Origin of the sequence: Bacillus sp. FJAT-22090, assembly GCF_007676755.1 — a bacterium.
Lineage (GTDB): Bacteria > Bacillota > Bacilli > Bacillales_A > Planococcaceae > Psychrobacillus.
Genome location: NZ_VEBK01000005.1, coordinates 36596 through 60951, shown reverse-complemented (window position 1 = coordinate 60951; position 24356 = coordinate 36596). Strand labels below are relative to the sequence as shown.

Annotated in this window: 18 protein-coding genes and 1 other annotated feature; of the genes, 7 read left to right on the top strand and 11 right to left on the bottom strand. The window is 36.7% G+C overall.

The genetic code is table 11. The annotated features are described in order from the left end of the window. Nucleotides 1–4: 4 nt before the first annotated feature. Nucleotides 5–1195, bottom strand: a complete 1191-nt coding sequence (gene megL, locus FS486_RS08520) for a methionine gamma-lyase (RefSeq protein ID WP_144510912.1) — start codon at nucleotides 1193–1195, stop codon at nucleotides 5–7. Nucleotides 1196–1270: 75 nt separating this feature from the next. Continuing rightward, nucleotides 1271–3130: a sensor domain-containing diguanylate cyclase gene (locus FS486_RS08515; protein WP_144510911.1), complete on the bottom strand. Its 1860-nt coding sequence runs from the start codon at nucleotides 3128–3130 to the stop codon at nucleotides 1271–1273. 372 nt (nucleotides 3131–3502) lie between these two features. Here FS486_RS08515 and rpsD point away from each other — a divergent pair, with 372 nt between their 5' ends. Then, nucleotides 3503–4105 carry a 30S ribosomal protein S4 gene (gene rpsD, locus FS486_RS08510; protein WP_144511032.1) on the top strand — a complete coding sequence of 201 codons (603 nt, stop codon included), beginning with the start codon at nucleotides 3503–3505 and terminating at the stop codon, nucleotides 4103–4105. Nucleotides 4106–4462: 357 nt separating this feature from the next. On the opposite strand, the gene FS486_RS08505 is transcribed toward rpsD, so the two are convergent. After that, nucleotides 4463–4711, bottom strand: a complete 249-nt coding sequence (locus FS486_RS08505) for a DUF3006 family protein (RefSeq protein WP_144510910.1) — start codon at nucleotides 4709–4711, stop codon at nucleotides 4463–4465. Between the two features lie 221 nt (nucleotides 4712–4932). Here FS486_RS08505 and FS486_RS20110 point away from each other — a divergent pair, with 221 nt between their 5' ends. Then, nucleotides 4933–5097 (top strand): hypothetical protein, encoded by a 165-nt coding sequence (locus FS486_RS20110; RefSeq protein ID WP_186321406.1) that lies wholly within the window; start codon nucleotides 4933–4935, stop codon nucleotides 5095–5097. 77 nt (nucleotides 5098–5174) lie between these two features. Here the strand turns inward: FS486_RS20110 and tyrS are convergent, their stop codons facing one another. Then, complete coding sequence (gene tyrS, locus FS486_RS08500) at nucleotides 5175–6440, bottom strand: tyrosine--tRNA ligase (protein ID WP_144511031.1); 1266 nt, start codon at nucleotides 6438–6440, stop codon at nucleotides 5175–5177. Nucleotides 6441–6488: 48 nt separating this feature from the next. Next, nucleotides 6489–6685, bottom strand: a binding site (T-box leader). A gap of 100 nt (nucleotides 6686–6785) precedes the next feature. Here tyrS and FS486_RS08495 point away from each other — a divergent pair. After that, the gene (locus tag FS486_RS08495; RefSeq protein ID WP_144511030.1) at nucleotides 6786–9686 is read left to right on the top strand and encodes a transglycosylase domain-containing protein; all 2901 of its coding nucleotides are present in this window, start codon (nucleotides 6786–6788) and stop codon (nucleotides 9684–9686) included. Between the two features lie 70 nt (nucleotides 9687–9756). Here the strand turns inward: FS486_RS08495 and acsA are convergent, their stop codons facing one another. Further along, nucleotides 9757–11475 (bottom strand): acetate--CoA ligase, encoded by a 1719-nt coding sequence (gene acsA / locus FS486_RS08490; protein ID WP_144510909.1) that lies wholly within the window; start codon nucleotides 11473–11475, stop codon nucleotides 9757–9759. A gap of 167 nt (nucleotides 11476–11642) precedes the next feature. Between acsA and FS486_RS08485 the strand changes: the two genes are divergently transcribed. The 3 genes from FS486_RS08485 to FS486_RS08475 are packed head-to-tail and all read left to right on the top strand — an operon-like array spanning nucleotide 11643 to nucleotide 14155. Continuing rightward, nucleotides 11643–12275, top strand: coding sequence for a GNAT family N-acetyltransferase (locus FS486_RS08485; protein WP_144510908.1), 633 nt, complete (start codon nucleotides 11643–11645; stop codon nucleotides 12273–12275). Nucleotides 12276–12335: 60 nt separating this feature from the next. Continuing rightward, nucleotides 12336–12983: an acetoin utilization AcuB family protein gene (locus FS486_RS08480; RefSeq protein WP_144510907.1), complete on the top strand. Its 648-nt coding sequence runs from the start codon at nucleotides 12336–12338 to the stop codon at nucleotides 12981–12983. Next, a complete protein-coding gene (locus FS486_RS08475; RefSeq protein ID WP_144510906.1) occupies nucleotides 12953–14155 on the top strand; it encodes an acetoin utilization protein AcuC in 1203 nt (400 codons plus the stop codon). The genes FS486_RS08480 and FS486_RS08475 overlap by 31 nt, the downstream gene beginning before the upstream one ends. 29 nt (nucleotides 14156–14184) lie before the next feature. Here FS486_RS08475 and ccpA read toward each other — a convergent pair whose 3' ends face one another. Continuing rightward, nucleotides 14185–15183: a catabolite control protein A gene (gene ccpA / locus FS486_RS08470; RefSeq protein ID WP_144510905.1), complete on the bottom strand. Its 999-nt coding sequence runs from the start codon at nucleotides 15181–15183 to the stop codon at nucleotides 14185–14187. Nucleotides 15184–15311: 128 nt separating this feature from the next. Continuing rightward, complete coding sequence (locus FS486_RS08465; RefSeq protein ID WP_144510904.1) at nucleotides 15312–16397, bottom strand: bifunctional 3-deoxy-7-phosphoheptulonate synthase/chorismate mutase; 1086 nt, start codon at nucleotides 16395–16397, stop codon at nucleotides 15312–15314. A 168-nt stretch (nucleotides 16398–16565) separates the two neighbouring features. Here FS486_RS08465 and FS486_RS08460 point away from each other — a divergent pair, with 168 nt between their 5' ends. Next, entirely contained in the window at nucleotides 16566–18710 is a 2145-nt protein-coding gene (locus FS486_RS08460) for a cell division protein FtsA (protein ID WP_144510903.1), read from the top strand. A gap of 70 nt (nucleotides 18711–18780) precedes the next feature. On the opposite strand, the gene FS486_RS08455 is transcribed toward FS486_RS08460, so the two are convergent. From FS486_RS08455 to FS486_RS08440, 4 genes are all read right to left on the bottom strand, one after another. Continuing rightward, a complete protein-coding gene (locus FS486_RS08455) occupies nucleotides 18781–19353 on the bottom strand; it encodes a YtxH domain-containing protein (RefSeq protein ID WP_144510902.1) in 573 nt (190 codons plus the stop codon). Between the two features lie 14 nt (nucleotides 19354–19367). After that, on the bottom strand, nucleotides 19368–19832 hold the full coding sequence (locus FS486_RS08450; RefSeq protein WP_144510901.1) for a DUF948 domain-containing protein: 465 nt from the start codon (nucleotides 19830–19832) through the stop codon (nucleotides 19368–19370). 141 nt (nucleotides 19833–19973) lie between these two features. Then, nucleotides 19974–21275: a UDP-N-acetylmuramate--L-alanine ligase gene (gene murC / locus FS486_RS08445; protein ID WP_144510900.1), complete on the bottom strand. Its 1302-nt coding sequence runs from the start codon at nucleotides 21273–21275 to the stop codon at nucleotides 19974–19976. A gap of 133 nt (nucleotides 21276–21408) precedes the next feature. Continuing rightward, nucleotides 21409–24087, bottom strand: coding sequence for a DNA translocase FtsK (locus FS486_RS08440; protein WP_313956986.1), 2679 nt, complete (start codon nucleotides 24085–24087; stop codon nucleotides 21409–21411). Nucleotides 24088–24356: the final 269 nt, after the last annotated feature.

The following is a 24356-nucleotide window of genomic DNA, read 5'->3' as shown; positions in this document are numbered from 1 at the left end:
TAAATTATAGTTGAGATATGGCTTGCTTTAAATCTTCTATTAGATCAATAGGATTTTCAAGACCGATAGAAAGACGAAGCAATCCATCCGTGATGCCCATTTCCAATCTCTCTTTTTCTGGGACTACAGAGTGAGTCATCGTCGTTGGATGTTGGATAAGTGTTTCAGCATCCCCTAAGCTAACTGCAATTTTGATAAGCTTTAACTCATTCATAAGCTTTTGCGCGCTTTTCATCCCACCTTTAACCGTAAATGAAATAAGCCCGCCTCCTGCGCTCATTTGTTTTTTAGCAATTTCATATTGAGGGTTATTTGGATCAAATGGATAATAAATATTCTCTACTGATGGTACTGTTTTTAAATATGCCAACACTTCTTCCGCATTTTTAGTATGTCGCTCCATTCGAACATGTAACGTCTTTAATCCCCTAATTAATAACCATGCATCAAAAGGAGAAATAATTCCTCCAAAATCTTTTTGAACAGAAAAACGGATTGCTTCTATTTCTTCTTTTTGCTTTCCAACAACTATTCCTGCAATAACATCTCCGTGACCATTGATGTATTTAGTCGCACTATGCAATACAAAATCTGCACCAAGCTTTAATGGATTTTGCAAATAAGGAGAAGAAAATGTATTATCGACCACTACACGAATACCATGTTTTTTGGCAACTTTCGTTATTAGCGCAATATCCACTATTTCCATCGTTGGATTAATAGGAGTTTCAATATAAATACATACGGTATTCGGTTTTATCGCAGCTTCGATTTCTTCTTCTGTTGTCAATACTTCTAAATCATGCGAAATATTGTATTTTTCCTTCAATATGTTGAGAAAACCAAATGTACAGCCATATATCCCTCGTGTGCAAAGAATATGATCTCCGGATTTGGTTAAATGAACCAAAATGGTACTTACTGCCGCCATACCAGAGCCGAACGCCAAAGCACCCTCTCCATGTTCCATAGCTGCCATTCTCTCTTCCAACACTCGAACAGTTGGATTACCTAAGCGAGAATATACTCCACCGGCTTCTTCTCCTGCAAACCTTCTAGCACCTTGTTCGGCATTTTCAAATGCAAATGTGGATGTTTGGTACAAAGGCACCGATAGGCTATCTTGATGGTCAGTAGATTGATATCCTTTGTGGATGTACTCTGTTTCTTTTTGCAAATTTGTATTGTCTTTCATTATTCTACACCCCTTTTGTAAACGCTTACATCAAGTGTACACTGTATCTACTAAAAAGAAAAGGCACCCCTCTTATTAAAGATGGGATGCTTCCATAATACTTAACTGGTTTTTACCTCTATTTTTTGCTTCATACAAAGCAACATCTGCACTATGAAAAAGGAGTTGAAAGTTCACATTATCCTTTTGTTCCCAACTCGCAACTCCAATGGAAACGGTTACACTCGGATTAGTGTGGACTGGTATTAACTCCAATAATTGTTGGCAGACTTTCACACCTTCTGCAATTGTCATTTGATCATAATACAAAGCAAGTTCTTCTCCACCCCAACGAGCACCGATTCCTTTTTTTCCGACACTTTTTTGCATTATTGAAGCAATTTGTTTTAATATTTCATCCCCAACCTGATGACCATACGTATCATTCACATGTTTAAAATTATCAATATCCATTAACACAAATACGCCACGTTCATCTTTCTCCATTGAGGTTTCTACATATTTATCCAAGTATTTTCGTGCAAAAAGATTTGTTAAATGATCGCGATTCACCATTTCCTGTAGCTTGTTTCGTAAAGTTGAGTTACTTATTGCTAGAGAGGAATGTTGTATTAAAGATTGCATTAACTTAAAGCTATCAAATGAAAAGAAATAAGGCTCTCTATGAAGAACAATACTAAAACCCGTAATTGTATTCTGCTCTTTTAATGGCACTGCAATTAGAGAGCGATACTCATACCCAAGCTCGGTTAATCGATTAAAATCTGCAATAAACAAAGAATCTTTTACTTTATTGAAATGACTTGCCACATATTGAATATATAATTGACCATCCATTGTATGAAAAAAGTCATTGCTAGCCGGTGAGATTTTATACTCATCATCCTCGATAAAAACAAAACACGTTTCTTCCGGATGAAAAGATTTCATTAATTGATTCTTTAAGAAAACTACCATTTCCTCTAATGATATATTCATATTCAATTTATGCGAAGTTTCGTTTATAAGTTGTAAATCGGATACCAGTCTATGAGATTGAATATACAATTTTGCATTTTCAAGCGCATTCCCAGTAGTCCCGGCCAATAAGTTTGCAAACTCTTTTTGACGAGCAGAAAAAAGATAGTTTAAAGGAGCGGAGAGTTGCAATATACCATAAATCCCCTGGTTTCCTTTTATCGGTACATTTAATAATCGCACCCCTAGATCCTGTGCGAGCTCTGTTGTAATCTCCCCCGACACATATGCCTCTACAGTCATAGGTCTTTCAGAAGTATAATCAAATAACTTATAGGGGACAGAAGTTTTTCTATCTTGATCATTTGATAGTATCAATGCTGGTTCTAATTGAGGAAAAGCATTATTTATAGCAAATAATGTTCCATCTAAAATTTTTCCCGAATCTAGTGTAGAATTAAACATTTTTGTTACATTAAATAAATTTCTGTATTGATTTTCTTGCTGTTTTAAAATGATCGTTTGTCTAATTGTATCTACCAGTTTACTAACCGTATGAAAAAACTCTTCTACTTCCTCCGATTGAGAGAACTCTTTCCAGCTCTTCGTTGAATCCATTACTAGCAAACCAATAGGTTGTCTGTCATCATCTCTAAGCAAAATAGTAACTTCCTTGTTTAGCACCATAGTTTTACCCCTGAAAGAGATTTCAGTAAAATCCTTTTCATAAAAGAGTGCTTCAATTTCACTCCATTTAATAATATCTAGTTTTTCCTGGTAAGGTTGACTACCTTTTAGCGGTATGAATGTATTTAAATCAAAGTTAAAATAATGGGCCGTCTCAACATCGAAAAATTCTGATAATATTCGTTTCAACTCATGGAACCATCTCATATTAGATTCATGCATCAGTATATTCTCATTACATACATCTAAAATTCTACTTTTTATTAGAGTCATTATTCCTTCTTTTTTCATTAGTACACCTCTCAGCTTTCTAAGAGTGAATGTAATACTTTTATCACGTTTTCCTTATAATTCAATTTGACTATATTCCATTAGTTTTGTCAAATATTTTTTCCAAATTTATGTCATTTAAAATCTTTGCTTAAAGGAATCTTATTGACTTTCTTATCAAATAGAGATACAATCGAATTTGTGTAAAATAAATGCAGCAGTTGTATGGCCTAGATTGCTCATTTTGTTCCTCTTATTTTTGTAAATAGATGGTGTATCCCGTAACCCTCGGCTGCTAGGGCGATGATACATGAAAACAAAATGTCTGCTAGTCTGAATACATCTGGTCTTATTTTACAACAAAATAAAACCAATATAAAGGAGGAGACTTACATGTCTCGTTATACAGGTCCATCATGGAAATTATCACGTCGTCTTGGTATTTCACTAAGCGGTACTGGTAAAGAATTAGAAAAACGCCCTTACGCACCAGGACAACACGGTCCTAACCAACGTAAAAAATTAACAGAATACGGTATGCAATTACAAGAAAAACAAAAACTTCGTCACACTTATGGTGTTAACGAACGTCAATTCCGTACTCTTTTTGACAAAGCTGGCAAAATGCAAGGTAAACATGGTGAAAACTTCATGATTCTTCTTGAAACTCGCCTTGATAACGTTGTTTACCGTTTAGGTCTTGCTCGTACTCGTCGTGGAGCTCGTCAATTAGTTAACCACGGTCACGTTATGGTCGATGGTAAACGTGTTGATATTCCTTCATTCAGCGTAAAACCAGGTCAAGAAATTTCTCTTCGTGAAAAGTCTCAAAACCTAGACGTTGTAAATGAATCAATCGAAGTAAACAACTTCGTTCCAGAATATTTAACTTTTGACGCTGACAAAAAAGCTGGTACTTTCGTTCGTCTTCCAGAACGTAGTGAATTATCAGCTGAAATTAACGAAGCTCTAATCGTTGAGTTCTACTCTCGTTAATTCTGTTGGGTAGTATACCCTTCTAAAGAAGCCCTTAGAATTGTTGTTATTTCAACTTTTCTAAGGGTTTTTATTATTTTTAGGAACCAATACATGCTGATCGCTTTATACAAGGACCTTATTTTTCCACACTAAAACACCTCCGGCTAACTACTTATTTTCAAAGTAGATATCCGGAGGTGTTTCTTTCGGTATTGAGAGAAAAGCCCAGCCCCATATGTTTAAAAAGCTGCATCTATCATTTTAGAGAGATGTAGGTCATATCCTCTATCTCTTTTCTCGGCAATTTTATGCTGATTGTCTATTCGACATCCTATAACTAATTCATAGAGTAAGAAATCGAAGACATTTTTTTCTTTAATTCTTTTTCATACCTTCTATCAAATCCAATAGTCTTTGTTTGGTATTATTCGTTTCCTCTTTCAATATAGTGAAATCATAGCCTGATTTATCCTCGTTAATATGAATTTCTATTAAATCCCCTATTTTTGCCTCTACCGTAAACTTATCTTTTAAAATAACCAACTTTTTCGTCTTGTTATTTTTTTCAAACAAAATAACAAAAAAGTCGTCAAATCGATCTAGCACATATTTATTTGTAGCCATTACGCCCAGCCCCTTGATCCAAATAATTAATCCTCAAAAAATAATATAATATATGTATATCTTGTTGAAAGTTTGCTTCCTTTTATTATTCTATACTATTTTACAGTTGTTTATCATCTAATTTTACCTATTATTTTTATTTTCTTAATAATTTCATGATTATTTTAAAATGAAAGGTAAACACTATATATTGAAATACGGAAAATTAGGAGGAAACTCGTATGAATAATAAGAAATCGAATAACTCAGTAAATAAAAAAATGAATACAAACCATGTCAGTTCGAATTTTACTGAGTATCAAAAGCTAACAGATAATGAAAAGAAAAAACTTCAAGTAAAAGACGGTCAGAATAATCACCATGTAGATGAAAGAGGAGGATTCTAAGTACATGATATAGTTTTAATACGATTATTAAAGAGATGCTGGTTATGACCAGCATCTCTTTTCTCGTTAATCCTATTTTATAGAAATTTAATCATTTTATAGTTTTTCTTACCTCTACGAATAATCATGAATTCATCTTCTAAGCGATCTGCTTCTCCTACCTCATAAGCCAAATCGGTTACTTTTTCTCCATTTACAGAAATAGCGCCATTCGTCACGTCTTCGCGTGCCTGTCTTTTCGAAGGAGAAACACCAGCTTCCACGATAAAGTCCACGATATTTTTTGTTTCCTTCGTCATTTCAACAGATGGTACATCTTTAAAAGCATCTTTCATTTCATCTGCTGTTAGCTCTTTTAAATTTCCACTAAATAATGCTTGAGAAATACGAACTGCCTGATCCAAAGCTTCTTGGCCATGGATTAAACGGGTCATTTCCTCCGCCAGTGCAATTTGTCCTTTGCGTAAATGTGGTTCGTTTTCTATTGTTTCTTGGAATGCCTCAATTTCACTACGCTCTAAGAAAGTGAAAATTTTCATGTATTTAATAACATCCGCATCCGCAGTATTAATCCAAAATTGGTAAAACTCATATGGAGATGTTTTCTTTGCATCTAACCATACAGAACCAGAAGCGGACTTACCAAACTTAGTTCCATCTGCTTTCGTTACTAATGGAATCGTGATGCCAAAAGCTTTTGTTTCCTCTTCATGCGTTTTTCGAATCACTTCAAGACCTGTTGTAATATTTCCCCATTGGTCAGATCCCCCAACTTGCACTTTACAATTATATGTGTTGAATAAATGGTTGAAGTCAATTCCTTGGATTAATGTGTATGCAAATTCTGTAAAAGAAAGACCTGAATCTAGTCGGGAAGCAATCGAATCTTTTCCTAACATATAGTTTATATTAATAAGTTTTCCAAAATCACGTAGAAACTCTATAACAGACATTGGTCCAATCCAATCATGGTTATTAACCATTTGAGCGCCATTTTCTGTTTTAAAGTCAAAAATACGTTCCATTTGTGTTTTAATGCCGCTTACATTTTTATCAATTTGTTCGGTTGTTTGTAAAACCCGCTCTTCTGAACGACCAGAAGGATCTCCAACCATACCTGTTGCTCCCCCGACTAACAAAATCGGACGGTGCCCATGAAGTTGGAAACGACGAAGTGTTAATAACGGAACAATATGTCCAATATGCATACTGTCTGCCGTTGGATCAACTCCGCAGTATAAAGAAATTTTTTCGTTATTCAATAAATCCCTTAGTCCCTCTTCATCTGTCTGCTGATAAATTAACCCTCTCCAAGATAAGTCTTCGAGTAATGCGTTTGTCATCATAATTCCTCCTTTAAAATACAAAAAGTCCCTACACGAAATAAATCATGCAGGGACGCTTAAGTCTAATAGCGCGGTACCACCCAGCTTGAAGGAAAATCTCCTTCCGCCTCAGTCACGATATCGTTGTGAAAACGTCTAACTCCAAGCCTGTAATTCGCTATATACACTGACTAGCTTGCACCAACCGCTAGTTCTCTAAACAGTTTGTATAATCACTACTTCGGACTTTTCTACGTTAAAATATATATCTATTTTACCCATTCTAAAACGTATGTCAATAACTATCGTCTAATGATAAACGATTATGGTATAATAATCCTTGATTTGGAGGTAGAATAATTGATGAAGAAATGGATAGAGAAAATCCAATTTTATAAAGAAAAAATGAATGCCTGGCAGTCCACCACATGGGCAAAAGGATTACGAATTTCCTCTAGTGTTCTATGGAACTTATGCTTATTATTTTTCGTAATATTCCTTGCTCTAGGAGTGTTTGCCGCTTCCGTTGGTGCTGGTTACTTTGCTTCTCTCGTGAAAGAAGAGCCTCTTCGAAGTAAAGATGAAATGAGGGCAAACGTACTGAATTATGAAGAAACATCCGAAATCTATTTTGCCGGGGAGGTATATTTAGGCAAACTAAGAACCGATCTTGAAAGAACAGAAACAAAGCTTGCTTCGGTTTCCCCATTTGTAATAGATGCCGTTTTGGCAACAGAAGATGAATATTTTAAAGTACATAACGGTATTGTACCAAAAGCAATAATCCGTGGTTTACTCCAAGATGTTACAAATTCTGATACACAAACTGGCGGATCGACTTTAACTCAACAATTGATAAAAAACCAAATATTAACGAATGAAGTATCCTATGAACGTAAAGCAAAAGAAATACTTTTAGCAATGCGCTTAGAACATTTCATGACAAAAGACGAAGTATTAGAAGCATACCTAAATATTATCCCATATGGAAGAAATGCTAATGGAAGAAATATTGCCGGTATTGAAACTGCAGCAAATGGTATCTTTAACGTTAAAGCAAAGGATCTTACATTGCCTCAAGCAGCCTATATTGCAGGTATTCCCCAAGCACCTTTTGCTTATACCCCTTTTAGACAAGGTGGAGAAAGAAAAGAAGGGGAAGCGTTACAGCCGGGCATTGAGCGGATGAAAACTGTTTTATATCGTATGAAAGAAACTGGTTATATTACGAAAGAAGAATATGACTCTGCAGTAAGTTATGATATTACGCAGGATTTTAGAGAGCCTGAAGTAGTAGCAGAAGAGAAATATCCTTGGTTAACACACGAGATTGAAAACCGTGTAAAAGATATTTTAAGTAAGCAATTGGCAAGTGCTGATGGAGTAGATCCAGAAAGACTTGCAAACGAACCTAAGTTATACGAGAAGTATAATATTATAGCTGAACGATCTATTAGAACGGATGGATATCGAATTCATACAACGATTAATAGAGAAATGTTTGAAAAAATGTTACAAGTAAAAGATGAATTTGAATATTATGGACATACTTTTACAAAAGAAGTGAAGGATCCAAACACTGGAGAAATGATTACAAAAGATCTCCCTGTTCAAGTTGGGAGTATGTTAATTGAGAATGGAACTGGTAAGATATTATCGTTTTTAGGTGGACGAGATTACAATTTAGAACAATATAATCATGCCACACAAGCAGTTCGACCAATTGGTTCAACGATGAAGCCTTTGCTAGTATACGCTCCTGCAATTGAATATGGAGTCATTGGGGCCGGAAGTCCTGTCGTCGATATTAAATTAGAAAACTTGAAAGGTACGACATGGGCAAAATCACCAGCAAACTATACTATTTCGCAGGAAAAAGGAATCATTTCAGCTCGCAGTGCTCTCATGACGTCTCAAAACTTATCAACGATTCGATTATATGATTTGATCATGGATCGAAAACCGACAGATTTCCTAATGAAAATGGGCTTTGAACATATTGAAGATAATGAATATGCAAATCATGCCCTATCCATCGGTGGGATGACTAATGGCGCTACAGTAGAAGAAAACACAAATGCATTTGGTACATTTGCAAATAATGGGCAGTTTATCGATGCATATATGATTGAAAAAATTGAAGACGTTAGAGGCAATGTTATTTATCAACATGAAATCGAACCTGTACAAGTATTTAGTCCAGCTACTTCCTATATCATTACTGATATGTTACGAGACGTCTTATCTGGCGGTACAGCGAAGTTGGCAAACTCTCGTCTTAAATTTAAATCTGATTTCGCGGCTAAAACCGGTACTACTCAAAATCATAATGACTCATGGCTTGTAGGTTATAATCCGAATGTTTCTCTTGGGGTTTGGCTCGGTTACGACGATAATACTAAATCGCTATTTTATATGAACAATCGTTATAATCATCCAAGTGTGCGCGTCAATATGCTATGGTCTAATATGATGAATGCCATGTACGACGTGTCTCCAGAATTAATTGATGCACCTAATCCTTTTCCTGTTCCGAAAGGAGTAGTTACAAAATCTTTTTGTGGAATTTCCGGATTAGCTCCTTCTGAAGCTTGTGCACAAGCAGGACTAGTAACATCAGATCTGTTTAATGCAGCAGCTATGTTACCAACTGCCAAAGATGACAGTCTAATATCGTCTTCTTATGTAGTAATCAATGGTAATAGATATCGAGCACTCGATTCCACTCCTTCCGAGTTTGTTGTTGGAGGTGGATACGGTGTAAACGAAGACTTTATCACTCGAATGCTTGGTCGATTCGGTGGAAATGCAAGTAAGCTTTTCCCTGAGAATTCTTCATTTGGCGGCAATGTCGTATCAGAGGAAGTATTCAAGGCGGATGGAAGTCCACCTGCGACCGTAAATGCCACATTGTCTGGAAATGTACTGACATGGTCTAAATCAGCCTCTTCGGATGTTGTAGGGTATCGTGTGTTCCAAGTTGTAAATGGTCAGCGAGTACTCCTTGCTACTAAGGCAGAAGCAGAAAGCTATAGCTACACAATCAATGGGCCTGGTCAATATATTATTGTATCCGTAGACATCACTGGTTTACAATCAGGTGCTTCGAATGTTGTTTCTTTAGAAGATCAAACTCCTGAGTTACCAGTTGCACCACCAACTACGCCAGATAATGGCGACGGGGAAACGATAGACGATGAAACGACTACTCCTCCTACAGATGATGGAGATTCACCAGTAGATTCAGATGACACAACTCCATAATAAATGAGAAAGCCATGGCGACCTACAAATCAGGTTGCCATGGCTTTCTTATATTTAATTATTCAATCATTTAATCTTCCATTGTAGATAAATCACCTGTTGGCAATTTTAATTCCCACGCTTTTAAAACACGACGCATTATTTTACCGCTTCTAGTTTTCGGAAGCTTATCTTTAAATTCAATTTCTCTTGGTGCCGCATGTGCTGCAAGTCCCTTTTTCACGAATTGTTGGATATCCGATATTAACTCTTCTGAAGGCTCATATCCCTCATTTAGGGCAACAAATGCTTTAATAATCTCCCCTCGCACAGGATCTGGTTTTCCAATTACTCCTGCTTCTAAAATAGCAGGATGCTCTAGTAATTTGCTTTCCACCTCAAATGGTCCTACCCGTTCGCCAGATGTCATAATAACATCATCTACACGGCCTTGGAACCAGAAATACCCTTCATCATCCATATAAGCAGAATCTCCGGAAAAATACCACTCATCATTCATAAAGCTAGATTCATACTTTTCTTTATTGTTCCAAATTTGGCGCATCATAGATGGCCATCCTTTTTTAATCGCAAGGTTCCCCATTGTAAATGGAGGAACGACATTTCCTTGATTGTCAATAATTGCTGCTTCTATACCTGGTAGTGGTTTCCCCATAGATCCCGGTTTGATAGGCAAACAGCCAAAGTTACAAATCATAAGAGCTCCTGTTTCGGTCATCCACCAAGTATCATGGATACGCAAATGGAATACTTGCATTCCCCATTTGACAACTTCCGGGTTAAGTGGCTCGCCTACGGATAAAATGTGACGAAGTGAGGATAAATCATGTTTTTTCACTACGGCATCTCCCGCCCCCATTAACATACGAAATGCTGTAGGAGCACTATACCACACGGTTACTTTATAATCTTCAATCGCTTGATACCAAGCATCTGGTGAAAAGCGTCCTCCTACGACAAGTGTAGTTGCACCGGCCAACCAAGGTCCAAAGATTCCATAAGAGGTCCCGGTTACCCAGCCTGGATCGGCAGTACACCAAAAAGTATCATCTTCCCGAATATCCATTACCCATTTCATCGATTGGTATTGTTGCACCATCGCGTAATGTACATGCAATATTCCTTTAGGCTTTCCAGTGGATCCAGACGTATAATGCAGGATTAATCCATCTTCCTTATCGACCCACTCAATGTCAAAAGCATCCGAAGCATTATGTAATGCTTTTTTAAAATCAATAAACTTTTCTGTTTCTTCTATGTTATCTCCTACTAAAAAAACGGTCTCTAAATTTGGTAATTTATCTAAAGGAACCCTACTTAATAAATCAGGTGTTGTAACGATAGCCTTTGCTTCACTATCTAACAAACGATCATATACCGCTCCTTCCATAAATGCTTCAAAAAGAGGTCCGACAATGACTCCCATTTTCACCGCACCTAACAAAGAGAAATATAATTCTGGAGATCTAGGCATAAAAATGAATAGTCGATCGCCTTTTGTTAAGTTAGAAAGTTTCTTGTATACATTTGCAGCCTTATTCGTTGCGTTTTTCATATCCACATACGTATAAGATTCTTTTCTATCCCCATCTTGATAAAAAAGTGCTACTTTATCCTTTTTATCGGATTCTGCATGTCTATCAATAGCTTCATATGCCATATTTACTTTCCCAGTGTTATACCAAGAAAAAGTTTTCTCAGCATCTTCCCATTGAAACGATTTTACGGTTTCATCATAATCCTTGAGCTGATAATCCCCTTGTACTACCGGTAATACTTCGACTTTCATCCTATTCACCCTTTCTAAAAACTATACTCTTCTATTCTACAATACTTCACAATACTTTTGCCAATCTTTTTATTTTTGAGAATGTTTCGTTATATTTAAAGAAGAACAACATTAAAAATCGTGTATAATAGTATCAATTGCTTTTATTTTATATAGGTGGTGAATTCGTGATACATGAAAAAAAGTATAATATGGTGGAGATAGAAACAAAATTCGGTCCCATCATTATTGAAGGTCCTGTTCCTTCGGAGGTAATAGCAGAATTAGAATTTCATGAAGATTTAGTAGCTTTTCGAATTCCTGAAATGCAACATAAAGCAATTATCGAAATTGCCAAATTACCCGAAGGAAGGATTATTATCGTACGAGATCAACATACCATTGTTGGATATTGTACGTTTCTTCATCCCGATCCATTAGAAAGATGGTCACAAGGAAATATGGAAAACTTAATAGAGCTGGGCGCTATAGAAGTAATTCCAAAATTCCGAGGAACCGGTGTTGGGAAGAATTTGTTACGTGTTTCTATGATGGATGATGCTATGGAAGATTATATAACAATTACAACTGAGTATTACTGGCACTGGGATCTAAAAGGAACTGGCTTAAATGTATGGGAGTACCGGAAAGTGATGGAGAAGATGATGCAAGCTGGCGGACTGGAATATTTTGCAACGGATGACCCAGAGATTAGTTCGCATCCCGCTAATTGTTTAATGGCTAAAATAGGGAGCAGAGTAAGCCCTGATTCTATCCAACAATTTGATCAGCTGCGATTTATGAATCGGTTTATGTATTAAATAGAACTTCTATTGTTTATTGAAAAGTGAATCTATCTTTTTATAAAGGAGCTTATGTATATGCTTATAGAGGAAATTATGAATACCTCCGTTCCTACTTTAACACCTATGCATACGATTAATGATGCATTACAGCTTTTAAGAGAAAAACGAATACGCCATATTCCAATTATAGGACCAGAATCAGAAATTTTAGGAGTCGTAACCGATCGAGATTTAAAAGAGGCAACTCCATCAACACTTTTAAATAGTTCCTCCCCTGAAATTTTTGCATTGCCTTTAGAAAAGATTATGACGAAAAACCCGATTGTTGGTCATCCTTTAGATTTTCTAGAGGAAACGGCTAGTATCTTTTATGATAATCGAATTGGTTGTTTGCCTATTGTGTCGCAAGGAAAACTAGTAGGAATGATTACTGAGTCGGATTTACTGTATAAATTTATTGAACTAACGGGTTCCCATCAGCCAGGTTCTCAAATTGAAGTCCGTGTACCAAATAAGCCTGGGGTATTATTCGAAATATCTAAAGTGTTTTACGAGCAAAAAATGAATGTATTAAGCGTGCTAGTATATCCCGATAAAATAGATGATGATTATAAAGTATTAGTTCTTCGAGTGAAAACAATGAATCCACTTAAGCTAATAGAAGCGATTAGGGCTGAAGGATTTGATGTCTTATGGCCAAACCACCCGGGAATGACCCTATGAAACAAAATGCTGTATTTGTGTTTTCAGAGGACCAGTTAGGCTATAAATTTTCTGATACCCATCCTTTCAATCAGAAACGTTTAACTTTAACGGTCGATCTTTTGAATGAAATGAACGCATTATCATTATCGGATATAGTTGCACCACGAGCAGCAACAGATGAAGAACTAAGTTTAGCACATGATCCCGGATATATTGAAATTGTAAAAAAAGCGAGCTTAGAAACTGGAGATACAACTAGCTATGAAAGTTACGGTATCGGAACAGAAGATACCCCCATTTTCCCAGGAATGCATGAAGCGAGCGCCAGTCTGGTAGGTGGTACATTAACTGCTGTTGATCATGTAATGGAGGGCAAATCATTACATGCACTTAACTTAGGTGGAGGCCTCCACCACGGGTTTAAAGGACGAGCCTCCGGATTTTGTGTTTATAATGATAGCTCGGTCGCGATCAAATATATGCAACAAAAATATAATGCCAGGGTTTTATATATTGACACTGATGCACATCACGGAGATGGCGTACAATGGAGTTTTTACGAAGATCCCAATGTCTGCACTATTTCTATTCATGAAACCGGACGGTACTTATTTCCTGGCACTGGGAGCATAACAGAAAGAGGAACTGGAGAAGGTTATGGTACTTCTTTCAATTTTCCACTAGATGCATTTACGGAAGATGAATCTTTCTTAGATATTTACCGTACAGCATTTCGTGAAATAATCGAATCTTTCAAGCCAGATGTTATTTTGAGTCAAAACGGTGCAGATGCTCATTATTTTGATCCATTAACCCACTTGTATGGAACGATGAATATTTATCGTGAGATTCCCAAGCTTGCTCATGAGCTCGCTCACCAGTATTGTGGTGGAAAATGGATTGCTGTAGGCGGTGGTGGTTATGATATTTGGAGAGTAGTTCCGCGTGCTTGGTCCCTTCTTTGGATGGAGATGAACGACGTGAACACTCCAGAAGGCAATTTGCCAAAAGCATGGCTTGATCGCTGGTCACCGGAGTCTCCAGTCCCATTTATCCCTACTTGGATGGATCCGAATCCATTATATGAACCGATTCCTCGTAAGGCCGAAATAACAGAGAAAAATAAACAAATGCTCGATAAAGCATTATATTTACTTCGCAACAACCAATCATACAAAAATCACCAGTAACCGTAGGTACTGGTGATTTTTTAGATCATTTATTTTACTGAGTTTCTTTCCTCTATACGGTAAGGTAAAATAACCGTCTGTTCATCAATTTTCTCTTTATTCATAAACTTTGTTAATAATCGCATTGAAACTGCTCCAATATCATATAAAGGCAATACAACACTTGTTAGCTCTGGTCGGACCATTCTTGCTAGTTTCGAGTTTTCGAAACTGATCACTTCAATATCCTCCGGTACACGTAACCCATTGTCTTGTGCCCCATGTATTAATCCAATAGCAATTTCATCATTACCAGCAAAAAAAGCAGTCGGTGGATTCTGAAGGTTACGTAGTTCCTCCCATGCAACGAGACCATCATCGTATGTATTATCGACACCAACGATTAAATCATTATCAATTTCAATATTTGCATCATTTAATGCTTTTTCATAACCCGAAAGTTTATACACTCGATTGATTGTCGACGACATTGAGCCAGAGACAAATGCTATACGGCTATGCCCATTTTGGATTAACCGATTTACGGCGTCGGCGGCTGCCTCTTGATATTCAATATTGACAGAAGGAAATGATTGCGAAGTTTCCACAGTACCTGCTAAAACAATCGGAACACTGGATCTTTCCATTTCATGTAGCATATCCTTTGTAACCTCATCACTCATCATGACGATGCCATCCACCTGTTTACTAGCTAGCGTTGATAGTAGTTGTACTTCTTTATCTGCTTGTTGGTCAGAATTAGTTAAAATAATATTGTAGCGGTACATCGTGGCGATATCTTCTATCCCTCGTACAAGCTCCGCATAAAATACATTGGATATATCGGGAATAATAACTCCTACCGTTTTTGTTTTTTTACTTGCCAAACCACGAGCGACTGCATTCGGTCGATAATCCAATCTCTCTATTACTGCCAATACTTTTTGACGAGTTGCTGGTTTAACGTTTTGATTTCCATTCACTACTCGTGAAACAGTTGCCATCGACACATTCGCCTCTCGTGCAACATCATAAATGGTAATAGTCAACGCAGATCCCTCCTTCACATTTTTATTATATATATTATATATAAATAATACTTGATATCCTCTATAACTTTCAATCAAATAGTAAAACCGACTCTACAAGAAGAGTCGGTTTTGTGAATAATTACTACTTAGGCATGCACTTCATGTGTTTTCATAAAGTTTTGCAATGAATTGTAGAACTCATCAAATTGCTGTAAATTCATTTGTTGTGCTGCATCCGATAGAGCTACTGCAGGATCTGGATGAACTTCTGCCATCACCCCGTCTGCCCCAATTGCAATTGCCGCTTTCGCTGCTGGTAAAAGGATATCTCGGCGTCCAGTGGAATGCGTAACATCCACAAATACTGGCAAATGTGTTTCTTGTTTTAAAATTGGCACAGCTGAAATATCTAATGTATTTCGTGTTGCACGCTCGTATGTGCGAATACCGCGTTCACATAAAATAATTTGGTCATTTCCTTGTGACATAATATATTCTGCTGCATGAATGAATTCATCTAATGTAGCAGCAATACCACGTTTTAATAAAATAGGTTTATTAATCGAACCTACTGCTTTTAATAATTCAAAGTTTTGCATATTGCGAGCACCTACTTGCACGACATCAACATAGTCAAGTGCTTCTTCTAAATGACTAGGCGTAACGATCTCTGATACAACCGCTAACCCATATTCCTGAGAGATTTGTTTCAATATTTTTAAACCTTCTAAACCAAGACCTTGGAAATCATACGGAGAAGTACGAGGTTTATATGCGCCTCCACGTATTAATTTCAAGCCTTTTCCTTGAATGGCTGCTGCTACTTCTGCTACTTGTGTATAAGATTCCACAGCACATGGTCCGAATACAAATGAAGGTGTTCCATTGCCTATTTTTTCACCGTTAATTTCAACGATGGTATCTTCTGATTTCTTTTTACGGGATACTAATAATGCTTTCTTTTGATCGTCCACTTGGAGTTCTAATGCTGTTTTGAATATTTCTTTAAAAATATGCTCTACAGTCGACTGTGGAAGTGGGCCAGCATTATTTTCTTTTAAATGATCTAGCATATGTCTTTCGCGAAGAGGATCATATCTATTAACACCCTGTTTTTCTTTAACTCTCCCTATCTCTTTTACAACACCAGCTCTTTCGTTGATCAATTGTAAAATTTCAACGTTAATTTCATCTACACGACTGCGTAAAGCTTCTAAATCTATATGATTCATAGATATTTCTCCTCTCTTCTTTTCCCTTCGACACTTTCTATCGACTGAAAATTATGATACATTTTTAGGTATAAGACATATTATAATCAAAGTATGCGAGAATGTCACGCATTTTAATTTTAGCGATTCAACTCGCTAAAGTATTTGTCTAAAAAGGACGTGGGAATTTTGTCATCAAAATTATTTGCTTTAGATATAGGAACTAGATCTGTTGTAGGTATTATACTAGAAGAACGCAATGAAGCCTTTCATGTTGTCGATATTTTAGTAGAGGAACATAAAGAACGTGCTATGGTCGACGGTCAAATACATAATGTACTAAAAGTCGCAGAAGCAATACAATCGATTAAACAACAACTAGAGGAAAAACATGGAACACTTGAAAAAGTAAGTGTCGCTGCTGCTGGACGAGCTTTAAAAACGGAACAAGCAGAAATTAAGCTGGATATTAAAAATAGGCCGATTTTTTCAGAAGAAGATGTAAGCCGACTAGAACTTACAGCTGTTCAACAAGCGCAGAGCAATTTAGTACAAAATGACGTGGATAAACAATCTAGTCATTATTATTGCGTTGGGTATAGCGTACTTTATTATCGGTTGGATGGAGAAGAAATTGGCAGCTTGGTCGATCAACAAGGTAATGAGGCATCGATCGAAGTAATTGCGACCTTCTTACCCCGAGTAGTCGTTGAATCATTATTATCTGCGTTAAAAAGGGCAGACCTAGAAATGGAAGCTTTAACTTTAGAGCCAATTGCAGCGATCAATGTTTTAATTCCTACTACTATGAGGCGGCTAAACGTGGCGCTTGTGGATATTGGAGCTGGAACATCCGATATTGCTATTACAAATCATGGAACAGTTGTCGCATACGGAATGGTGCCAAATGCCGGAGATGAAATAACAGAGGCACTAAGCGATCATTATTTGCTTGACTTCCCTCTTGCAGAAGAGGCAAAAAGAGCCATTAATACAAGTGATTCTATTCAAATACAGGATATTCTGGGGTTCGATCAAAGCATTCCAAAAGAAGAAGTAATGGCAGCCATCCGACCAGCAACGATGGATTTGGCTACATCCATATCGACTGAAATTCTTCGCTTGAATAATAACCAACCGACGAAAGCTGTCATGCTAGTAGGTGGTGGAAGCTTAACCCCCTCTCTTACTGCCATTTTAGCAGAAAAACTTAATTTGCCTGAAAATCGTGTGGCAGTAAGAGGAATAGATGCTATACAAAACTTGACAAAAGAAGAGCATATTCCTATAACGCCAGAGCTTGTAACACCGATAGGAATTGCAATTGCAGCTAAACGAGCACCAATTCAGTATATGTCCGTGGAAGTAAATAACCAAATCGTCCGCCTATTTGAACTAAAAGAAATGACTGTAGGAGATGCTTTACTTGCCGCAAACATCGCTTCCCGAAAATTATATGGTAAACCTGGTCCAGCCCTAACCGTTCAAGTAAACGGACAAACAATTCATATTCCAGGGGAACATGGGAAACCAGCTGTTATTAAATTGAATGGGCAAGAAACAAATACAAAAGCAATTATTAAAAATAAAGACAAAATTGAACTGTTAGAAGGTAAAAATGGAAAAGAAGGTACTGCATATTTACACGATTTGGTCGATGATGCATCTACCAAAACAATTACCTTCCAAGGAGTAGTCCATAAAGTAAAACCAAGTATTAAAGTTAACGACAAGGAGGTTCCGATAGATACTCCTTTGAAAGAAAGAGATAAAATTACAGTCGAAACGCAACATACAGTAGAGCATATACTGCATGCTGTTCATCAAGAAAGTTATCTTGCAGCCTTAAAACCTTATACAGTTTCCATTAATAATAAGAGTCATTATATCCCGTACTTCTCTTCAGCATTATTATTAAACGGAAATCCAATAAAGGCTCAATACATTGTACAAGATCAGGATGAGATACAAATAAGCACGGTCCATCCCCCTACTTTGCAGCAACTAGCTGATCAACTGGAGGAAAACTTAATCGACCGCATATCCATTAAGTTCCAACATGAAATAATCGAGTTATCGCGTCATCATGCGACTGTTTATTTGGGAGAAACGATATTATCCCCATCCGATATAGTTCCGAATGGTTCCAATTTAAAATGGGAACAAGCGAATAATTCCCCTTGGATTTTTCAAGATGTATTTCGCTTTACGGAATGGAGTATGCCAGAAAGCGCTAGTTCTTTTCAAATAGTTAGAAACGGTCACCCTTCCCGTTTTGATGAGGAAATTTTCGGTGGCGATCATCTGGAAATAATTTTAAACGTACAGAAATAGTTTTATATGCTTTCCAAAAGAAAACACGAAGCGGATAGTATGTCCGCTTCGTGTTAATTATTTTGTAGCTTTAATTTTTAGAATCCACTACAGCCTCTTTTATTGCTTCTGCGACTGCTGTTGAATTTTCTTCGGCTTGTTTACTCAACTCTTCCGTAGTATGAGAAATCGTTTCCATGAAATCCATCGGTTCTTCACCTTCAGAAGAAGCAGTACCGTCATCTAATGGAGAAGATGGTTTCCCTTTAATCGATTTCACTTTTTCTACTAATTGTCCAGATTGCTCTTGTAATTGCTTAGAAATTTGTGTCGTTTTTTCTTTTGCTGTAGAAGAGAGATCCATTGTTTTTTCTTTAATTTGCCCAGCTTGCGTAGAAAGATTTCCACGAAGTTCTGAACCTGTTTTCGGGGCTAATAATAATGCAGTAGCAGCACCGATAATACCACCGATGAATACCCCCATGATAAAGTCCTTCCCGTTTACTTCTTCTTCACGGTAAATACTGTCTCTTGTTTCGTTATAATAAGGAACCGGAGGATAATTTGCAGCAGCTTGTCTATCATACGATGGTTGATTTGCATAATATTCATGATTATATGTTGCTTCGTTATAGTTTGGCTTTTTCGATTCATAATTGCTCATTTAAATTCCTCCCGTTATTGGTTTATATTTTGGTTATGTTCATACTCATAATAGCCGGCTTGTTCCAATGCTTTACGTTCTTTCCATTTATCTCTAATACCGAAGAAAACATTACTCCACTGTACAACTTGTGCAATTTTTTCTTCATTTTTTTCCACTTCTGAAGTAACCGAAGTAGTAAGACGTTGGATGGAATGATTGAAACCATTGACGGATGTGCCTACATTTTTGACTGCATCCACCACCGTATTTAGTTTTTCCGTCTTCTCTTGTATATCTTCTGCTAAAGCATTTGTTTTATGAAGAAGTTCTGCCGTCTCTTTTGTTACATTTTGTAGATTTGTATCAAGCCCTTCTAACGTATCGGCTACATTGTTTAACGTCTTTTTGACGGAAATCAATGTAACTGTAAGACCTATACAAAGCACTAAAAATGCGACTGCAGCTATAATAGCAGCTATGTATAATAGATTTTCCATTTGTATGTCCTCCTTTTTTGTTGTCTTATAACATTTTTACCCTAAAAAAATGAAATTAAACTTCCCTCTCTATTACTATACTACGTTTCTGTCAAATATCCTTTAAAAAATGCTTAATCACAGAAGGATTAAGCATTTTTTTTAGTTATTTAATTTTTCTTCAAAAGCTTGTTGATATTTTTGTACATCTCCAGCCCCCATAAACAAATAAACTGCATTTTCTTGGGCTAGCAATTGATCTACCGTCTCTTCATATAAAATATGGCTATTATCGATTAAATCAGCGAGTGTCTGCACCGATAAATCCCCGTCGTTTTCTCTTGCTGATCCAAATATATCACATAAATAAACCTGATCTGCCAAACTTAAACTCTCACCAAATTCATGTAAAAACTTTTTCGTCCTTGTAAAAGTATGAGGTTGGAATATAGCTACAATTTTTCGATCCGGATATTTTTGCCCGGCAGACTGAATCGTCGCTTTAATTTCTGTTGGATGATGTGCATAGTCATCTATAATGATCCGATTTCCAATAACGGTCTCTGTAAAGCGTCTTTTTACGCCCTCAAACGTCTCTAAACCTTTTTGGATAATATCTGCTGGAACCCCTTCGTAATGGCAAAGAGAGATAACAGAAAGCGAATTTAAGACCGCATGATCCCCGAACATTGGAATTGCAAAACGCTCATAAAACTCATTGCGTACATACACATCAAAAGAAGTACCTACCGTTGTTTTTTCTATATTCCGAGCCGCAAAATCGTTATGTTCCCCAAACCCATAATATAGGACTGGAACAGGCGCTTTTATCTTTTGTAAATATAAATCATCCCCACATGCAATAATTCCTTTTTTCACTTGCATAGCCATGGATTGAAATGCATTAAATACATCTTCAATATCTTGGAAATAATCGGGATGATCAAAATCAATATTCGTCATGATTGCATAGTCAGGGCTGTAAGCAAGAAAATGTCTACGATATTCACATGCTTCAAATACAAAATTGGCAGCATCCGCCTCTCCTTTACCAGTACCATCACCAATAAGGAAAGAAGTAGGCTCGTAACCACTTAATACATGGGAAAGCAAACCAGTAGTGGACGTTTTTCCATGGGCTCCCGTTACTGCGATAGAAGTAAACTGGCTCATATAATCACCTAAGAAATTATGGTAGCGAATGACCGGTAAACCTAATTCTTTAGCTCTTACCAATTCTGGATGATGATCTGGGAATGCATTTCCCGCGATAATGGTCATACCTTCTTCGATATTTGTTTCGTCAAATAATAAAACATTTATATTTCTTTCATGTAATGGCTTTTCTGTGAAGAAATATTTATCAATATCAGAGCCTTGCACTTCGTTTCCTACGTCATGTAATATTTGCGCTAAAGGGCTCATTCCTGACCCTTTAATACCTGTAAAATGATACTTTGTCATACGTTGTAAACCTCCTGGGGTTATCCCCGCTTATATACATTACCAAATTCGCCTTAACTTCAAGCGAGCTACTATCTTATTAGACGTACTCCCCATTATATCATTTTTTCTTTTATACATTTAATAAATAAAATTAACTAAAAATTTGATCTAAACTCTCGTTAGTTAGTAATACATCTCTTGCTTTACTGCCTTTTTGCTCTGTAATATAGCCACTTTCATACATTGCATCAATCAGTCTAGCTGCTCGATTATAGCCTAGATGAAATTTGCGCTGTAGTAAAGATGTAGAAGCAGAACCTTGCTCTACAATAAAGCGACAAGCTTCTTCAAATAGCTCATCTTGTTCCGAAGTTTCTGCTTTTTGCAGCAGTTCCTCTTGTTCAAATATATACTCTGGCGTCCCTTGGCTTCTTGCATACTCGATAACAGCTTCAATCTCATCATCCGACACATAAGTTCCTTGAATACGAACGGGGCTAGACATGCCATTTCCTTGATAAAGCATATCGCCTCTTCCCAGTAAACGTTCAGCACCTTGTTGGTCTAAAATCGTTCGAGAGTCGATTTGAGACGATACGGAAAATGCAATACGTGTAGGAATATTTGCCTTAATCAATCCTGTAATAACGTCTACAGATGGACGTTGAGTTGCTAAAACTAAATGAATGCCGCAAGCTCTTGCTTTTTGGGCAATACGGCAAATAGCATCCTCTACCTCGGTTGGAGCCATCATCATCAAATCCGCAAGCTCATCAATTACTATGACGATATATGGTAGCTTTTGTGCAAATTGTCGCTTGGAAGTAGCTAGTGTATTATATCTGCTAATATCGCGCACTCCAATATGAGCAAAAAGTTGATAACGACGTTCCATTTCCTCCACTGCCCATTTCAAAGCTGCGGTTGCCGCTTTGACATCTGTAATAACAGGGCTTATTAAATGAGGCACATGATTAAATGGTGCAAGCTCTACCATTTTAGGATCGATTAATAGTAATTTTACTTCTTCAGGCGTAGCTTTATACAATAAACTCACAAGTAATGAGTTAATAAATACTGATTTTCCTGATCCTGTTGCACCAGCAATCAAGCCATGTGGCATTTTACATAAGTCAAGCGTCACAGGTTTCCCAGTAAGATCTAATCCTAGAGCAGCTTCAAGAGGTGAATCGGAATTCGTGAAGACTTCTGTATTTATTACTTCCGATAGACGAACCGCACGTGATGATCGATTAGGAATTTCAATCCCAATTGACCTTTTACCAGGAATTGGTGCTTGAATACGAATATCTTTTGCTGCTAGAGCTAATTTTAAATCATCCGCTAAATTACGAATTTTACTTACCTTTGTTCCATGGCCAACAGTAAGTTCAAATTGTGTCACAGCTGGACCTTGAACCATTTGAACAATTTCACCTGCTACTTGGAAATGGGACAAAGCCTCGACTAACGTATATGCCTGTTCTTCCATCCATTCTTTGTCCTCATCCTTCATTTCTGGAGGAAGCAAATAGTCAAATGATGGCTTCGTATAATTAGACGGCACATATTCCTGTTCCACTTCTGGCTCAGGTGACTTTGTTGGTATAAGTACCGGTTCTACAGAATTTGGGATAATCGGTTGTTTTATATTATTTATGCTTAGTTTATTCAATTTATCTTTATCTGATTTCAACATCAATACATTAAATGGTCGTATATTTTCTTTTCGCTCTTCTAGTTTTTCCTCAGAAGCTTGTTCCAGAACAGTCGCCCCATCTATTTCTATATCATCTTTTGTTACAGTTTCTTCTAAAACGCTAATAGGTAGGGCTTCTTTGACAATTGGTTCTTCTACTATCGGTTCTTTTTCCATTCTTTTTTCTTTATCCGATTTCAACATTAATACATTAAAAGGACGAATATTTTCTTTTGGTTCAACCGTTTTTTGTTCTGTCGTTTGTTCTACTGTTACTTCTTCTGAAGTCACTGCTGATTCTTCTAATAGAACAGCTACATCTTCTACTATCATTGCCGGTTCTTCTAATAGGACAGCCGCCTCTTCTACTATCACTGGTTTTTCTACTGCTTCAGTTGGCTTTTCTACCTCTAAAAGTGTGACTGCTGCCTCTTTTATAATAATCTGCTCTTCAATTGGAGCAATTGGTGTTTCATCTATTATTGCCTGTTCTTTCTTCTTCTCTTTTTCTATATTTTCTTTGTTTTTTTGGTACTCTCTTTCTTTCGATAAACCATAAATAGGAGACGGTACTTCTGTAGGTACGAAAGGTCCCTTTTTTCTTCCAGTAGTAGGAATAGGATCCACTATATCCGTGGAAGTAATATTCTTTACTGACTGTCTTTTCCGTTGTTGCCATGTTTCTTGTATATTTCTAATCGGAGCTTCTCCTACGTTTGAGGTTTCTGCTTTAATCGACGTTTCTTTGCTCTTCGCAAAACCAAATACAGGCGATGGTACTTCTGTAGGTGTAAATCCTCTTTTTTTTCTTATAATTGCAGGCGTATCATCCACTTCTCTCTTATCTAACCGATGAACGACTGTCTGTTGTTTCCGTTGCTGCCAAATCTCTTGAGTATGTAATGGTTTATATGTTTCTTCCATTCTAGCTGGTTTTTCTATAAAAGATTCATTTATTGTTTTTTCGTCATTTGGCTGTTCATAGAATGTTTCATTTTTTTCTAAATCCGAAATTAATGGAAAGCGGAATGGTGTTTTGGATCGTGTAGTCGAAACACTTTTCTCTTCTACTTCGATTTCTTCTCTATACTCTTCTTCGTTAGATGCAAATAATTTTTTAAACCAATTCAAATTTCATCACTCTTTCTTGTAGATACCTTCTATTTTACCAATAAAACCGAGAGAAGTCCTTATTAATAATAAAGAAAAGTATTAAAACCTTATTACAATAAAGTTACAGTTTCATTGAAAAAATAGACTAATAATATGAAAAAAAAAAGCACACCATATTGGCATGCTTTTTTCTTTTATTACACTTATACGATTATCCATCTTATACCACTGAATAAGAAAATGTTTTCTTACATTTTGGTTCATTTATTAGGAATTATGTGTCTTAA

Bases quoted from the DNA above. Each gene is read 5' to 3' on its own strand.
- FS486_RS08495 (WP_144511030.1), top strand. From the start codon at position 6,786: ATGAAGAAATGGATAGAGAAAATCCAATTTTATAAAGAAAAAATGAAT.
- FS486_RS08475 (WP_144510906.1), top strand. From the start codon at position 12,953: ATGGCCAAACCACCCGGGAATGACCCTATGAAACAAAATGCTGTATTT.
- murC (WP_144510900.1), bottom strand. From the start codon at position 21,275: ATGACAAAGTATCATTTTACAGGTATTAAAGGGTCAGGAATGAGCCCT.
- megL (WP_144510912.1), bottom strand. From the start codon at position 1,195: ATGAAAGACAATACAAATTTGCAAAAAGAAACAGAGTACATCCACAAA.
- FS486_RS08450 (WP_144510901.1), bottom strand. From the start codon at position 19,832: ATGGAAAATCTATTATACATAGCTGCTATTATAGCTGCAGTCGCATTT.
- FS486_RS08515 (WP_144510911.1), bottom strand. From the start codon at position 3,130: ATGAAAAAAGAAGGAATAATGACTCTAATAAAAAGTAGAATTTTAGAT.
- FS486_RS08480 (WP_144510907.1), top strand. From the start codon at position 12,336: ATGCTTATAGAGGAAATTATGAATACCTCCGTTCCTACTTTAACACCT.
- FS486_RS08465 (WP_144510904.1), bottom strand. From the start codon at position 16,397: ATGAATCATATAGATTTAGAAGCTTTACGCAGTCGTGTAGATGAAATT.
- FS486_RS08455 (WP_144510902.1), bottom strand. From the start codon at position 19,353: ATGAGCAATTATGAATCGAAAAAGCCAAACTATAACGAAGCAACATAT.
- FS486_RS20110 (WP_186321406.1), top strand. From the start codon at position 4,933: ATGAATAATAAGAAATCGAATAACTCAGTAAATAAAAAAATGAATACA.
- rpsD (WP_144511032.1), top strand. From the start codon at position 3,503: ATGTCTCGTTATACAGGTCCATCATGGAAATTATCACGTCGTCTTGGT.
- FS486_RS08505 (WP_144510910.1), bottom strand. From the start codon at position 4,711: ATGGCTACAAATAAATATGTGCTAGATCGATTTGACGACTTTTTTGTT.
- tyrS (WP_144511031.1), bottom strand. From the start codon at position 6,440: ATGACAAACGCATTACTCGAAGACTTATCTTGGAGAGGGTTAATTTAT.
- acsA (WP_144510909.1), bottom strand. From the start codon at position 11,475: ATGAAAGTCGAAGTATTACCGGTAGTACAAGGGGATTATCAGCTCAAG.